The organism is Siccirubricoccus soli (genome assembly GCF_024178315.1).
Taxonomy (GTDB): domain Bacteria; phylum Pseudomonadota; class Alphaproteobacteria; order Acetobacterales; family Acetobacteraceae; genus Siccirubricoccus; species Siccirubricoccus soli.
On the sequence record NZ_JAMZIK010000057.1, the window covers coordinates 28,841 to 41,637 of the forward strand.

13 protein-coding genes are annotated in these 12,797 nt (G+C 71.7%); 7 read left to right on the forward strand and 6 right to left on the reverse strand.

The genetic code is table 11. The features are described 5' to 3' along the window. The first annotated feature begins 57 nt into the window (after positions 1-57). From NJ376_RS09525 to NJ376_RS09535, 3 genes are all read left to right on the forward strand, one after another. Positions 58-930, forward strand: coding sequence for a manganese catalase family protein (locus tag NJ376_RS09525; RefSeq protein WP_252953012.1), 873 nt, complete (start codon positions 58-60; stop codon positions 928-930). Between the two features lie 96 nt (positions 931-1,026). Next, on the forward strand, positions 1,027-2,184 hold the full coding sequence (locus tag NJ376_RS09530; protein WP_252953013.1) for an acyl-CoA dehydrogenase family protein: 1,158 nt from the start codon (positions 1,027-1,029) through the stop codon (positions 2,182-2,184). A 145-nt stretch (positions 2,185-2,329) separates the two neighbouring features. Then, positions 2,330-2,665: a hypothetical protein gene (locus tag NJ376_RS09535; RefSeq protein WP_252953014.1), complete on the forward strand. Its 336-nt coding sequence runs from the start codon at positions 2,330-2,332 to the stop codon at positions 2,663-2,665. A 19-nt stretch (positions 2,666-2,684) separates the two neighbouring features. Here NJ376_RS09535 and NJ376_RS29260 read toward each other — a convergent pair whose 3' ends face one another. Beyond that, positions 2,685-3,011, reverse strand: a complete 327-nt coding sequence (locus tag NJ376_RS29260) for a ribbon-helix-helix domain-containing protein (protein WP_370288135.1) — start codon at positions 3,009-3,011, stop codon at positions 2,685-2,687. Continuing rightward, a complete protein-coding gene (locus NJ376_RS09545; RefSeq protein ID WP_252953015.1) occupies positions 3,008-4,444 on the reverse strand; it encodes a class II fumarate hydratase in 1,437 nt (478 codons plus the stop codon). Before NJ376_RS09545 ends, NJ376_RS29260 begins: the two co-directional genes overlap by 4 nt. Positions 4,445-4,556: 112 nt before the next feature. Between NJ376_RS09545 and NJ376_RS09550 the strand changes: the two genes are divergently transcribed. Beyond that, positions 4,557-5,129, forward strand: coding sequence for a carboxymuconolactone decarboxylase family protein (locus NJ376_RS09550; protein WP_252953016.1), 573 nt, complete (start codon positions 4,557-4,559; stop codon positions 5,127-5,129). A 127-nt stretch (positions 5,130-5,256) separates the two neighbouring features. Here NJ376_RS09550 and NJ376_RS09555 read toward each other — a convergent pair whose 3' ends face one another. Further along, positions 5,257-5,742, reverse strand: coding sequence for an NAD(P)H-dependent oxidoreductase (locus tag NJ376_RS09555; protein WP_252953017.1), 486 nt, complete (start codon positions 5,740-5,742; stop codon positions 5,257-5,259). Between the two features lie 45 nt (positions 5,743-5,787). On the opposite strand from NJ376_RS09555, the gene NJ376_RS09560 reads away from it, so the two are divergent. Continuing rightward, complete coding sequence (locus tag NJ376_RS09560) at positions 5,788-6,990, forward strand: CinA family nicotinamide mononucleotide deamidase-related protein (RefSeq protein WP_252953018.1); 1,203 nt, start codon at positions 5,788-5,790, stop codon at positions 6,988-6,990. A 48-nt stretch (positions 6,991-7,038) separates the two neighbouring features. Here NJ376_RS09560 and NJ376_RS09565 read toward each other — a convergent pair whose 3' ends face one another. The 3 genes from NJ376_RS09565 to NJ376_RS09575 all read right to left on the reverse strand — a co-directional run bounded on the left by NJ376_RS09565 (position 7,039) and on the right by NJ376_RS09575 (position 10,733). Beyond that, positions 7,039-7,941: a dihydrodipicolinate synthase family protein gene (locus NJ376_RS09565; RefSeq protein ID WP_252953045.1), complete on the reverse strand. Its 903-nt coding sequence runs from the start codon at positions 7,939-7,941 to the stop codon at positions 7,039-7,041. Further along, entirely contained in the window at positions 7,941-9,368 is a 1,428-nt protein-coding gene (locus NJ376_RS09570) for a M20 family metallopeptidase (protein ID WP_252953019.1), read from the reverse strand. Before NJ376_RS09570 ends, NJ376_RS09565 begins: the two co-directional genes overlap by 1 nt. A 375-nt stretch (positions 9,369-9,743) precedes the next feature. Continuing rightward, on the reverse strand, positions 9,744-10,733 hold the full coding sequence (locus NJ376_RS09575) for a Bug family tripartite tricarboxylate transporter substrate binding protein (protein WP_252953020.1): 990 nt from the start codon (positions 10,731-10,733) through the stop codon (positions 9,744-9,746). A gap of 131 nt (positions 10,734-10,864) precedes the next feature. Here NJ376_RS09575 and NJ376_RS09580 point away from each other — a divergent pair, with 131 nt between their 5' ends. After that, on the forward strand, positions 10,865-11,455 hold the full coding sequence (locus NJ376_RS09580) for an ANTAR domain-containing response regulator (protein WP_252953021.1): 591 nt from the start codon (positions 10,865-10,867) through the stop codon (positions 11,453-11,455). 218 nt (positions 11,456-11,673) lie between these two features. Continuing rightward, on the forward strand, positions 11,674-12,789 hold the full coding sequence (locus NJ376_RS09585; protein ID WP_252953022.1) for a CmpA/NrtA family ABC transporter substrate-binding protein: 1,116 nt from the start codon (positions 11,674-11,676) through the stop codon (positions 12,787-12,789). Positions 12,790-12,797 lie beyond the last annotated feature (8 nt).

Genomic DNA, 12,797 nt, shown 5'->3' on the forward strand with positions numbered 1-12,797 from the left:
GCCCGAACCGGGGCGGGGCAGGCGGGTTCCTCCCGCACCGCCAACCGGGAGGCCCCGATGTTCTATACCGACGGCAAGCTGCAATACCCTGTCCGCGTCGAGACTCCGAACCCGATCTTCGCCCGCGCCCTGCAACAGGCCATCGGCGGCGTCGAAGGCGAGATCCGCGTCATGATGCAGTACCTCTTCCAGGGCTGGGGCAGCCGCGGGCCGAAGAAGTACCGCGACATGCTGATCAACACCGGCACGGAGGAGATCGGCCATATCGAGATGCTCGCCACCGCCGTCGCGCTGAACCTCGAGGGCGCGCCGCTCTCGCTGCAGGAGGATGTGGCGCGGGACGGCGTCGCCGGCGCCGTGCTGGGCGGCATGAACCTGCGGCACATCCTCTCCACCGGCCTCGGCGCGACGCCGGAGAACGCCAATGGCGTGCCCTTCAACGCCAGCCACGTCTATGCCAGCGGCAACCTCGCCGCCGACATGCTCGCCAATGCGACGGCGGAGGCGACCGGCCGGGCGCTGGCGGTGCGGCTCTACGGCATGACGGACGACCCGGGCATGAAGGACATGCTCTCCTTCCTCATCGCGCGGGACACCATGCATCAGCAGCAATGGCTGGCGGTGATCGAGGAGCTGGGCGGCATGGAGAAGGTGCTGCCGATCCCGAACAGCTTCCCGCAGGAGATGGAGGCGAACCGCTTCTCCTACGCCTATTTCGGCCACCGGACGGACAAGCAGATCCCGATGGGCCGCTGGACGGAGGGCCCGTCCCTCGATGGCAACGGCACCTTCCAGCCGATGATCAGCGAGCCGCTGGGCGGCGAGCCGGTGCTGGCGCCGCCGCGGCCGGATGGCGGGGCGCAGCAGGAGCAGACCATGGCCGGCCCCGCTGCCAACGATCCCACCGGCACCACGCCCAACGTGGCCTGACGGCCTGCCGGCGGGGCACCGCGCTGCGGCGCTCCGCCGGTCCCGCCCGTGGCAAGCCCCCGCCCCGCTGGTATGCTGGCGGGAGGAGGATTGCCGATGATCGCCGATGCCGCTTTCGCCCTGCCCGAGGCCACCGAGGCGCTGCGTGAGACGGCGCTGGCCTTCGCCGCCGAACACTTGGCGCCGCACGCCCTGGCCTGGGACGCCGAGCGCTACTTCCCGGTGGAGGCGATGCGGGAAGCCGCCGCCCTCGGCATGGCCGCGCTCTATGTGCGGGAAGAAAGCGGCGGCGCCGGCCTCACCCGGCTGGACGCCGCGGTGGTGTTCGAGGCGCTGTCCACCGGCTGCCCGACGACGGCCGCCTACCTTTCCATCCACAACATGGTCGCCTGGATGATCGACCGCTTCGGCAGCGACGCCCAGCGGGCGGAATGGCTGCCGCATCTCATCCCGATGACCAAGGTCGCCTCCTACGCCCTGACCGAGCCCGGATCGGGCTCCGACGCCGCCGCGCTGCGGACGCGGGCGCGGCGGGAGGGCGACCATTATGTGCTGGACGGGACCAAGCAATTCATCTCCGGTGCCGGCGCCTCGGATCTTTATCTGACCATGGTCCGGACCGGCGGCGAGGGGCCGGGCGGCATCTCCGCCTTGTTGATTTCAAAGGAGACGCCGGGCCTTTCCTTCGGCGCCAACGAGAAGAAGATGGGCTGGAACGCCCAGCCGACCCGGCAGGTGATCTTCGACGGCGCCCGCGTGCCGGTCAGCGCCCTCCTGGGCGAGGAGGGCCAGGGTTTCCGCTTCGCCATGGCGGGCCTTGATGGCGGGCGGCTGAACATCGCCGCCTGCGCGCTGGGCGGCGCCCAGGCGGCGCTGGACAAGGCGCTCGCCTATGTCCAGGAGCGCCGGGCCTTCGGCAAGGCGATCGCCGATTTCCAGAACACCCAATTCCGCCTGGCGGACATGCAGACGGAGCTGGAAGCGGCCCGCAGCCTGCTGTGGCGTGCCTGCGCCAAGCTGGATGCGAAGGCCCCGGACGCCACCGCCTTCTGCGCCATGGCCAAGCGCTTCGTGACGGATACCAGCCACCGCGTGGCGGATGAGGCGCTGCAGCTCCTCGGCGGCTACGGCTACCTGGCGGAATACGGGATCGAGAAGCTGGTCCGCGACTTGCGGGTGCACCGCATCCTGGAAGGCACCAATGAGGTCATGCGGCTGATCGTGGCGCGGCAGATGCTGGGGCGGCGGGGCTAGAGCAATATCCAGAGCAGCTTATCTCCGAGCTGATGGATCACGCCATGCTCCATCAGCTCGGAGGCTGCTCTAGGCGAGGACGGCGTCGCCGGGCGACATCAGGTATTCCTTGCAACCATCAGGTGCATTCCGCCACACTATCGGAATGTTACGATTATTCTCCAGCCTGCTCCTCGCCTGCGGCCTCGCCCTGCCGGCGGCGGCACAACGGGCCGTGGTGGTGGGGCCTCAGGACCAGGTGGTGATCGCACCGCGCGGTGCGCCGCAGCAGCAGCGGCCGGAGCCGGCCGCGCCAGCCACCGCCCGCATCCGGCTGGCGCCGAACGGGCCCGTGCCGATGAGAGGGCTCGGGCTGAACTGGTCCACCCTCGGGCCCCTGGCCGCGGCTGCGGCCCTGGCCATCCTGCTGCCGACGAGCAGCGGCGGTGGCGCGGCGGCCGGGGGCGGCCTTGGCGCCCCGACCGGCACCGTCGCCCGCTGAGCGCAGCCCGATCGGAAACTCAGACCGGGGTCCGGGGCCAGGTCCTGGCCCCGGCGGGAGCGCAGAGGGCAGAGCCTTCTGCCGGGGGTTCGGGGGCAGCGCCCCCGATCCTTTCCCCCGGCGCCCCCTGCCCCACCTCCCGCAACGCGAAAACCCGCAACGCGCTGGCCAGAGGCTGCGCCCTCTCCCGGTCCACCGCCGTCACCAGCCCCGCCAGGCTCTGACGGCGCCCGCGCGCCACCGCCTCCAGCGCCGCCCAGAATTCCGGCTCCAGCGCCACGGAGGTGCGGTGGCCGGCAAGCTGGAAGCTGCGCTTCCTGAGATGCCGCTCCGCCGCCTCGCTCACCCGCCGCCATCCAGCGTCGCGCCCGGCTCCACCATTTCCTCCGGCCGTACCCAGCGATCGAAATCCTCCGGCGAGACATGGCCGAGGCGCTGTGCCGCCTCCTTCAAGGTCAGGTTCTCCGCCAGCGCCTTCTTGCCGATCTGCACCGCCTTGTCATAGCCGATCCGCGGGTTCAGCGCCGTCACCAGCATCAGCGACCGCGCCAAGTTCTCGGCGATCCGCTCGCGGTTCGGCTCCAGCTTCAGCACCATGTGCTCGGCGAAGCTCTCTGCCGCGTCGGAGAGCAGCGTGGCGGATTGCAGCACGGCCTGGATGATGACCGGCTTGAAGACGTTCAGCTCCAGATGCCCCTGGGCGCCGGCCACGCTGACCGTGGTGGTGTTCCCCAACACCTGGGCGCAGACCATGGTCAGCGCCTCGGACTGGGTCGGGTTGGTCTTGCCTGGCATGATGGAGGAGGAGAGGCCATCCGCCGGGATCACCAGCTCCGAGAGGCCGGAGCGCGGGCCGCTGCCGAGCAGGCGGATGTCATTGGCGATCTTGTTCAGCGAGACGGCGATGGTGTTCATCGCCCCCTGCAGCTCGACGAAGGCGTCATGCGCTCCCATGCCCTCGAATTTGTTCGGGTTGGGGGTGAAGGCGAGGCCGCTGCGGTTGGCCAGGATCTCGCAGAACACCCGGTCGAAGTCGCGGTGGCGGTTGAGCCCGGTGCCGACCGCGGTGCCACCCTGGGGCAGGCTCAGCAGCCGCGGCATCACGGCACGCAGCCTCTCCTGCCCCAGCTCCACCTGGCGGGCCCAGGCCGCGGCCTCCTGGCCCAGAGTCATCGGCACCGCATCCATCATGTGGGTGCGGCCGAGCTTGATGATCTCCCCCCATTCCTCGGCCCGCTGCCAGAGCGCCGCATGCAGCCGCCCGAGCGCCGGCAGCAGCCGGCCCTCCACCGCCTCCACCGCCGCGATGTGCATCATGGTGGGGAAATTATCGTTGGAGGACTGGCCGCGATTCACATGGTCATTCGGGTGCACCGGCTTCCGCGTGCCGAGGGGCTGGCCGAGGATCTCGTTGGCGCGGTTCGAGATGACCTCGTTGGCGTTCATGTTGGTCTGGGTGCCGGAACCCGTCTGCCAGACGGGCAGCGGGAAATCGGCGTCGCGGTCGCCGTCGATGATCTCCTCCGCCGCCTGGCGGATGGCCTGGGCCAGTTCCGGCGCCAGCTCGCCCAGCCGCTCATTGGCCTCGGCGCAGGCCCATTTGTGCAGGCCGACGGCGCGGATGAGGCCGGGGGGAAAATGCTCGCTGCCGATGCGGAACAGCCGGCGGGCGCGCTCCGTCTGCGGTCCCCAGTAGCGGTCGGCGGGGATGTCGATGCTGCCGAGGCTGTCGGTCTCGGTACGGGTGGCGCGGGCGGACTCGGTCTGGCTATCGGGCATGGCGGGTGCCTCCTCGGACCTCAGATGGGGCAGGTCGATCGCCCTCGCCACCTCCCGCGGCAGCATTCGCCGCTTTGCGGCGTTGCAGCAAAAGGCCACCAAGGAGCCAGACATGCGTCTCCCCCTGCTCGACCCCGCCGGCCTCAGCCCGGAGCAACAGCCGCTCTATGCCGATATGCGCCAGGGCATCGAGACCAATTTCAAGGGCTTCGCCACGATCGATGGGCAGGGCAGGCTGCTCGGCCCGTGGAATCCCTGGCTGCATGCACCGCATCTCGGCGGCCCGATCTGGGAGTTGGTGAAGGCGGTCTCCATCAATCCCCGGCTTCCGAAGCCGGTGCGGGAGGTGGCGATCCTCGTCACCGGCGCGCATTTCCGCGCAGCCTATGAGATCTACGCGCATGTGATCGCGGCGGAGGCGAAGGGGCTGTCGGACGCCAAGCTGGCGACGCTGGTGGCCGGGCAGCGCCCGCCGGAGCTGACGCGGGAGGAGGCCTGCGCCTATGACGTGGCGGCGGCGCTGAACCGCGGCGGGGTGCTGCCGGAGCTGACCTGGCGGGTGGCGGTGGAGTGCTTCGGGCAGGACGGGGCGATGGAGCTGGTCCATCTGGTCGGGGTCTACGCGCTGGTCTCGATGACGCTGAACGGCTTCGACGTGCCGGTGCCGGAGGAAGAGCGGGGGTAGCGGGCTGCCGCCCCCCCCCTTGCGAGGGCCGGGCGGTAGGGCGAGGCGGCGGCGGCCGGAACACCCAGTTCCGGCCGCCCGGCCCCGGCGGTCCGGCCGAAGGCGCCGGCAACCGGGACGGCGCGGATCAGTAGATCCCCATGGCCAGGCCCGCGGCGAAGGCGGCGCCCAGTTCCTCGCAGCGCACCAGCTCGGACGCCGGGATGGTCTTCGGCGCCAGGATCGCCTCCGGTGTCTGAGCCCGGGTGCAGACCAGAATAGGCGCGGCGATCGCCCGGAGCCGCCAGCCCGTGGCGATGCGCCGCATCTGGCGGATGGCGTTCTGCCCATCGCTGCCGGCGCAGACCAGCAGCGCATAGGGCCGCCCCTCGATCCGGCCCAGCACGGGGTAGTAGCAGCGGTCGAAGAACGCCTTCATCGGGCCGGAGATCGCCGCCAGCGTCTCCGGCGAGGCAAAGAGATAGCCATCGGCCGCCAGCACATCCTCCGGCGCCGCCTCGGCGGCGTGGCGCAGCACCACCCTCCCCTCACCCGCCGCCGCGCGGGCCGCCGCCTCCGCCATCTGCCGGGTGCCGCCGGTATTGGAATGGTACACCACCAGCAGCGTCTTCATCGCCGCCGCGCCCGCGCTATCCTGCGGCCGAGGGAAGGGAATTCCATGCGCATCGAGATCCTCTGCACCGGCGACGAGATCCTCACCGGCAAGACCATCAACACCAATTACAGCCACATGGCGCGCCGGCTGGTCGAGGTCGATCTCGGCGTCACCTGGGGCACGGTGGTGGGCGACGACCGCGAGGCGCTGCGGGCCGCCTTCCGCGAGGCCGCGCGACGGGCCGATGTCGTCATCGTCAATGGCGGGCTCGGCCCCACGGTGGACGACCTCTCCCAGGAGATGGCGGCAGAGGCGGCCGGCGTGCCCCTGGTGCTGCACGAGCCCTGGCTGGCCCGGATGGAAGCCTTCTACGCCAGCCGCAACCGCCCCATGCCGCCCAACAACCGCAAGCAGGCCATGCTGCCGCAGGGGGCGGAGTTCATCGACAACCCGATCGGCACCGCCTGCGGCTTCGCGGTGACCATCGGCGACGCCCGCTTCTACTTCACCCCCGGCGTGCCGCGGGAGATGCACCGTATGCTGGATGAGCAGATCATCCCCCGCCTGCTGGCGATGGAGGGCCGCGCCGGCGTCACCCGCCTCAAGCGCTTCCACTCCTTCGGCATCGGCGAGAGCCGGGCCGACCAGATGCTGGACGGGCTTGAGGCGATGGCGCCGGAGGGCGCGGTGAAGCTCGGCTTCCAGGCGCATTACCCGCAGCTCGAGACCAAGCTGGCGGCCCGTGCGGCGGACAGCGCGGCGCTGGAGGCGATCCTGGCCCCGCTGGAAGCCGAGGTGCGGCGGCGCCTCGGCAATTTCATCGTCGCGGAGGATGCGCAGAGCCTGGAAGGCGCAGTGATCGCCGCGCTGGGCGAGGGCACGCTGGCGGTGGCCGAGACGCTGACCGGCGGCGGCATCGCGGCGCGGCTGGTGCAGGTGCCGGGGGCGGAGACGCGCTTCCGCCGCGGCCTGGTCCTGCCGCCGATGGAGACGAATGGCGCCACGGCCCTGGCCCAGGCGGCGAAGCTGCGGGCGGAAAGCGGCGCCAGCCATGCGCTGGCCGTGCTGGCGGCGGTGGAGAAGGGCGGCGGCCGCATCGCCATCGGGCTGGTGGATGGCGGTGGCGAGGTGACGCGGGAGGCGCTGCTGGTGGGCGACCGGGAGCGGGTCCGGCTGGGCGCGGCGGAGATGGGGCTGGACGTGCTGCGGCGCCGCCTGCAGGGCCTGCCGGTGGATGAGGCGGTGGATTTCGAGCGGAAGGCCTGAGCGCCCTCTTCCGCCACCGGGCAGCGGCGCGGGAGGGGGGAGGCCCTCCTACCCCAGCCTTGCCAGCAGGAAATCCACCTCCGCCCTCGTCTCCGGCGAGAGCTTCGGCCCCGGCGCGCGCAGCGCCGCGCTGGCGATGAGGCTGCGCTTCTGCAGCACGTATTTCCGGACGGCGAGGCCGAGCCCGGGCTGCAGCTCCGTGCGGATGAGCGGCAGGTGGCGGTCGAAGGCATCCTGCGCCCCCGCGCGCTGCCCCTCCGCCATCAGCCGGCAGACCTCCACCAGCATTTCCGGGAAGGCATAGCCGGTCATGATGCCGTCGGCGCCGCGCGCCAGCTCCTCCGGCAGGAACTGCCCGCCATTGCCGCCGAGGATGGCGATGCGCCGCATCTTCCCCTCGGCAGAAAGCCGCCGCAGCGCGGTCAGCTTGTCGAGTCCCGGCCAATCCTCCGCCTTCAGCATCACCAGGCGCGGATCCGCCGCCAGCCGCCGGATCATCTCGACGGAGAGGAAGGTGCCGGTCGCCTGCGGGAAATCCTGCAGCACCCAGGGCGCCGGCGCGACCGCCGCCGCGGCCTGCACCAGATAGGCCACCGCCGCATCATCGCCGCGCAGCCCGCCGGGCGGGGCGATCATCACCCCCGCCGCGCCTTCCGCCATCGCGCCCTTGGCCAGCGCCTCCATGGTGGCGAAGCCGGGGGAGGAGACGCCGACGACCACCGGCACGCGGCCATCGACGCGCTTCAGCACGCGGCGGGTGAAGTCCAGCGCCTCGGCCGGGGTCAGCTTCGGCGCCTCCCCCATGATGCCAAGGATGGTGAAGCCATGCACCCCCATGGCCAGGAAGCCGTCGATCATCCGGTCGGTGCTGGCGAGGTCGAGCGCGCCGGACTCGGTGAAGGGCGTCGGCGTGATGACGAAGACGCCGCGCGCATTCTCATCCAGCCGCATCACGCGGCGCTCCGCGACATGTCGAAGGGCGGCTGCACATCGGGCGAGAGCACCGGCTCATAGGGGCTGCCGGCGGTACGCTCGGCCAAATCCGCCTTTGCGGCCTCGATCAGCGCCGGGTCCAGCAGGCAGTCCACCGCGGTGCCCGCCATCACCTTCGCCACATGCACCATGCCCTTATGCGCCGCCGGCAGCTTGCCCTGTGCCGTCAACTGCCAGGAGTGGCCCGGCGTGCCGATGGCATAGGTGGCGCCGCGCGCCTGCACCGTCGGCACCACCCAGGAAACGTCGCCGACATCGGTGCTGCCCACCATGGGCGCGCCCTTCACCTCCAGCGGCACGATGACGTCGCAGAGCGACACGCCCTTCCGCACCGGCAGCCCCATCTTCCGCCAGGCGGAAGCGATGTCCTCCTCGCTCAGCGTCGCCTGGAATTCGGCGGCGCGGGCGCGGTCCAGATCGTCGAAGGGCGGCGGCCCGAGGCGATCGAGATTGTTCTGCATGGCACGCTCGAGCGGGGTGTTGCCGAGCAGGTTGGAAACGCCGGAGATGATCTTCGCCTCGACCTTCGTCTCGGTCATCAGCGCCGCGCCCTCGGCGATCTTCCGCACCCGGCCGATCAGGCCGCGCAGCTCCACCAGGTCCCGCGCCCGGATCAGGTAGCGGACCTTGGCGGTGGGCTGCACCACATTGGGCGCGACGCCGCCAGCATCCAGATAGGCGTAGTGGATGCGGGCGTCGCTCGGCATGTGTTCCCGCATGTAGTTCACGCCGACATTCATCAGCTCCACCGCATCCAGCGCGGAGCGGCCGAGATGCGGCGCCGCCGCGGCATGGCTGGCGCGGCCCAGGAAGGTGAAATCGATGCGGGTATTGGCGAGGCTGACCGGCTCGTTCACCGCGCAGAAGGCCGCCGGGTGCCAGGAGATGGCGATGTCCACATCCTGGAAGGCGCCGTCCCGCACCATGAAGCCCTTGGCGGCGCCGCCTTCCTCGGCCGGGCAGCCATAGTAGCGGACGCGGCCGGGCAGGTTGTTCGCCGCCAGCCAGTCCTTCACCGCCGTCGCCGCGAGCAGGGAGGCGGCGCCGAGCAGGTTGTGCCCGCAGCCATGGCCGAAGCCGGGGCCGGGCAGCGGCTTCGGCTCCGCCACCCCGGCCTCCTGGGAGAGGCCCGGCAGCGCGTCATACTCGCCGAGGATGGCGATGACCGGCCCGCCCTCCCCCGCCTCGCCCATCACCGCCGTTGGGATGTTCGCGACATTCTCCGTCACCCGGAAGCCCTGCGCCCGCAGCATCGCCGCATGCTCGGCGCAGGAGCGGGCTTCGGTATAGGCCAGTTCCGGCATCTCCCAGACGCGGTCGGAGAGCTCCTGGAAGGGCTCCCGCTTGGCGTCCACCAGATGCCAGATCTCCTCGGTGTTCTGCATGCTGCTCAGCCCCGTGCCTTCAGGGTTTCCGGATCATAGCCGGCGACGCGCTCGTCGCCGCTGGTGACGGCCAGCTTTCCGCCCGCGACATCACAACCCCAATGCGCGCCAAGGGGCGGTCGCCGCTGCATTCGAAAACCTCCCGCAGGGTACCCTGCAGCGGGCTGTCCCGGTGCTGCGCCAGCAGATCCGCCAGGCAGCGCACATCCGGGATGGACCGCCACGCGCCGTGGGAGCCCCGCACCCAACCTCTCACCATCCCTGGAGCAGCCTCCGAGCCACGCCGATGGATCGCATCGCGGTCCGCCGGCGCGGGGACAGGCCGCTCCGGCCATCATGTCCTGCCGCAGTCTGGCGGCCAGCGGAGGGCGGCTGTCAATCGGGCTTGATGCGCGCCGCCGCCACCACCTCCCGCATCTCCGCGACCTGCCGCCGCAGGAACTCGGCGAAGGCGGCGGGCGACAGCGGCGCCGGCAGGGCGCCCTCGGCGGCCAGGTGCCGGGCATAGGCGGGCTCCGCCACCACCTCGTTCGCCGCCGCGTTCAAGCGGGCCAGCAGCTCGGGCGGCAGGCCGCGCGGGGCGAACAGCCCCCACCAGATCCCGGCCTCGTACTCGATGCCGGCCACCTTCACCGAAGGCGCGGGCGGCGCCTCACCCGGCCGGTCATCCCCGGTATAAGCCAGGATGCGCAGCAGCCCGGCGCGGATCTGCCCGGCTGCAGAGGCCATGGTGGTGAACATCACATCCACCCGCCCGGCGACCAGGTCGGTCAGCGCCGGGGCGGTGCCGCGATAGGGCACGTGCTGCAGCTTCGTCCCCGCCCGCAGGTTGAACAGCTCCGCCGCGATATGGGTGGTGCTGCCGGGGCCGGAGCTGGCGAAGTGCAGGCTGCCGGGCCGCGCCCTCTCCGCCGCCACCAGCCCGGCCATGTCCTTCAGGGGCGAGGCGGCGGGCACCAGCACCACCAGCGGCGAGCGGGCCAGCAGCGCCACCGCGTCAAGCTCCTCCGCCGGATCGAAGCCGGTGCCCTGCACCGCCCCGATGGCGGCGACGGAGGAGGTGGTGACCAGCAGCGTATGGCCATCCGGCGCCGCCTGGGCGGTGAGCGTCACCCCCACCGCGCTGCCGGCGCCCGGCCGGTTCTCCAGCACGAAGGGCTGGCCGAGCCTGGCGTGCAGCCGTTCCGCCAGGGGCCGGGCGATGACGTCGTTGCTGCCACCCGGGGTGAAGGGGATGATGATGCGCACCGGCCGGCTGGGCCAGGCTGGGGCCTGGGCCAGGCCTGGCGAAGCCCGGCCCGTCGGCGCCAGGCCGATCGCTGCCAGGCCGGCGGGCAACAGGCGGCGCGGGATGCCGTTCCGCATGGCGTTTCCTGGTTCCGTTCCTCGCCGCGAAGCCTGCCCGAGCGGCCGGCCCGAGGCAATCCGTGCCGCGGCAGGGGTCCATGCCTGCCGTGCCGTGGCACGATCCATGCTTGGGCCAGGCCATGTCGGACATGGAGCGAAGGACCACCACGCTGCGGGTTCTGCTTGTGGACAGCGACGGGGAGAGGGCGGCGGCCGTCACGCAAGGCCTGGCCATGGCCGGCTGTACGGTGGTGGCGGTGTCCGCCGGCATCGACGATCTGGTGCAGCGGGTCCGGGACACCGGCGCCGAGGTGATCGTCTGCAGACTCGACGACCCTTCCCGCGACGAGCTGGAAGGCATGCGTGCCCTGCACCGGGACGAGCCGCGGCCGGTGGTGCTGTTCACCGAGAAGGCGGTGCCGGAGCAGATCGAGGCGGCGCTCGAGGCCGGCGTCGCGGCCTATGTGGTGGAGGGCATGGCGCCCGCCCGGGTGCGGCCGGTGATGGAGGTGGCGATCCGCCGCTTCCGCGCGCACCGGAAGCTGCAGCAGGAGCTGGCGGCGGCGCGCAACGACCTGGCGGAGCGGAAACTGGTGGACCGCGCCAAGGCACTGCTGATGCGACGGGACCGGCTGAGCGAGCCGGAAGCCTATCGGCGGCTGCGGCGCATGGCGATGGACGGCCGCAAGCGCCTGGGGGTGGTGGCGGCCAGCCTGCTGCAGGAAAATCGGGCCAGTTGACTATATTTTATGCCGCATCCCGCTCCCTTCATCGTAGTGCCTATATGCCGTGCGTTTCCTTGACCCGTCGCGCCGGGCACCCACAGGAACTCCCCAGGCGGCGGCGCGCAACGGCGCGTGCCACGCGGTGGGCATGATTTGGCGCCACGCGGCCCCGCTTCCCCCGTCTGCGGTCCAATGGCGGCCCGCATCGGCCTTCCGGCCGGAGGTCCGCCCATATGCCCTTGGACAGCGACTCCCCGCTTCGCCCGGCCCTGAAGCGCCCCGTGCTGCGCACGCTGCGCATCGGCTGCATGCCGCTGACGGATGCCGCCCCGCTGCTGGTCGCGGAGGAGCTTGGGCTGTTCGATTCGGTCGGGCTCCGGGTCACGCTCTCCCTCGAAGCCTCCTGGGCCGCCATCCGGGACAAGCTCGCCTTCGGCGCGCTCGATGCGGCGCATCTCCTGGCCCCCCTGCCGCTCGCGCTGGCCGCCGGGCTGGACGGGGTGCAGGCGAAGCTGACCGTCGCTGCCGGCATCGGTGCCAATGGCAACACCATCACCCTCTCCCGCGCGCTGGCCCAGGCGCTCGGCCGCTTCGCCCCGCCGCTCGCCGCCGGGGCCTTCGCCCGGCTTGTGCGGCAGCGCGCCGCGGCCGGAGAAAAGGCGCTGATCCTCGCCGTCGCCTTCCCCTATTCCTCGGACCATTACCTGCTGCGCCACTGGCTCGCCGCCGGCGGGCTGGACCCGGACCGCGACCTCCGCCTCGTCACCGTGCCGCCGCCCATGATGGCGCAGCGGCTGCAGGATGGGCTGATCGACGGCTTCTGTGCCGGCGAGCCCTGGGGCAGCCAGGCCGCTGCGCTCGGCCTCGGCACCATCGCCCTTTCCTCCGGCGATATCTGGCCGAATCATCCGGAAAAGGTGCTGGCCTTCGATGCGGGTTACGCGGCGCAGGACCCGGAAAGCGCCATCGCCTGCACCGCCGCCCTGATCGCCGCGGCGCGCTGGCTGGAGGAGCCGGCGAACCAGGCGGCGGCGGTGCGCATCCTGCAGCGCCGCGCCTTCCCGGGCTTCGCCGCACCCACCATCGCCGCCGCCTTCGACGGCACGGCCCAGGGCCTGCCCCAGGCCGCGCCGCTACGCTTCCGCACCGCCACTCTGCCACGGCGAGAGCAGGCCGCCTGGTTCCTGCGGCAGATGCGCCGCTGGGGCCATGTGCCCGCCGAGCTTGCGAACAGCGCCGCCCTCGCCCCCTGGCGCCCGGACATCTGGCGCGCCGCCGCCACCCGCCTGCGGGAGGTCGAGCCGCCCATCGCCTCCCGGCCGCCCGCCGATCTGCCGGGGACCGCCTGACCACAAGC

Bases quoted from the DNA above. Each gene is read 5' to 3' on its own strand.
- NJ376_RS09525 (WP_252953012.1), top strand. From the start codon at position 58: ATGTTCTATACCGACGGCAAGCTGCAATACCCTGTCCGCGTCGAGACT.
- NJ376_RS09530 (WP_252953013.1), top strand. From the start codon at position 1,027: ATGATCGCCGATGCCGCTTTCGCCCTGCCCGAGGCCACCGAGGCGCTG.
- NJ376_RS09535 (WP_252953014.1), top strand. From the start codon at position 2,330: ATGTTACGATTATTCTCCAGCCTGCTCCTCGCCTGCGGCCTCGCCCTG.
- NJ376_RS09545 (WP_252953015.1), bottom strand. From the start codon at position 4,444: ATGCCCGATAGCCAGACCGAGTCCGCCCGCGCCACCCGTACCGAGACC.
- NJ376_RS09550 (WP_252953016.1), top strand. From the start codon at position 4,557: ATGCGTCTCCCCCTGCTCGACCCCGCCGGCCTCAGCCCGGAGCAACAG.
- NJ376_RS09555 (WP_252953017.1), bottom strand. From the start codon at position 5,742: ATGAAGACGCTGCTGGTGGTGTACCATTCCAATACCGGCGGCACCCGG.
- NJ376_RS09560 (WP_252953018.1), top strand. From the start codon at position 5,788: ATGCGCATCGAGATCCTCTGCACCGGCGACGAGATCCTCACCGGCAAG.
- NJ376_RS09565 (WP_252953045.1), bottom strand. From the start codon at position 7,941: ATGCGGCTGGATGAGAATGCGCGCGGCGTCTTCGTCATCACGCCGACG.
- NJ376_RS09570 (WP_252953019.1), bottom strand. From the start codon at position 9,368: ATGCAGAACACCGAGGAGATCTGGCATCTGGTGGACGCCAAGCGGGAG.
- NJ376_RS09575 (WP_252953020.1), bottom strand. From the start codon at position 10,733: ATGCGGAACGGCATCCCGCGCCGCCTGTTGCCCGCCGGCCTGGCAGCG.
- NJ376_RS09580 (WP_252953021.1), top strand. From the start codon at position 10,865: ATGGAGCGAAGGACCACCACGCTGCGGGTTCTGCTTGTGGACAGCGAC.
- NJ376_RS09585 (WP_252953022.1), top strand. From the start codon at position 11,674: ATGCCCTTGGACAGCGACTCCCCGCTTCGCCCGGCCCTGAAGCGCCCC.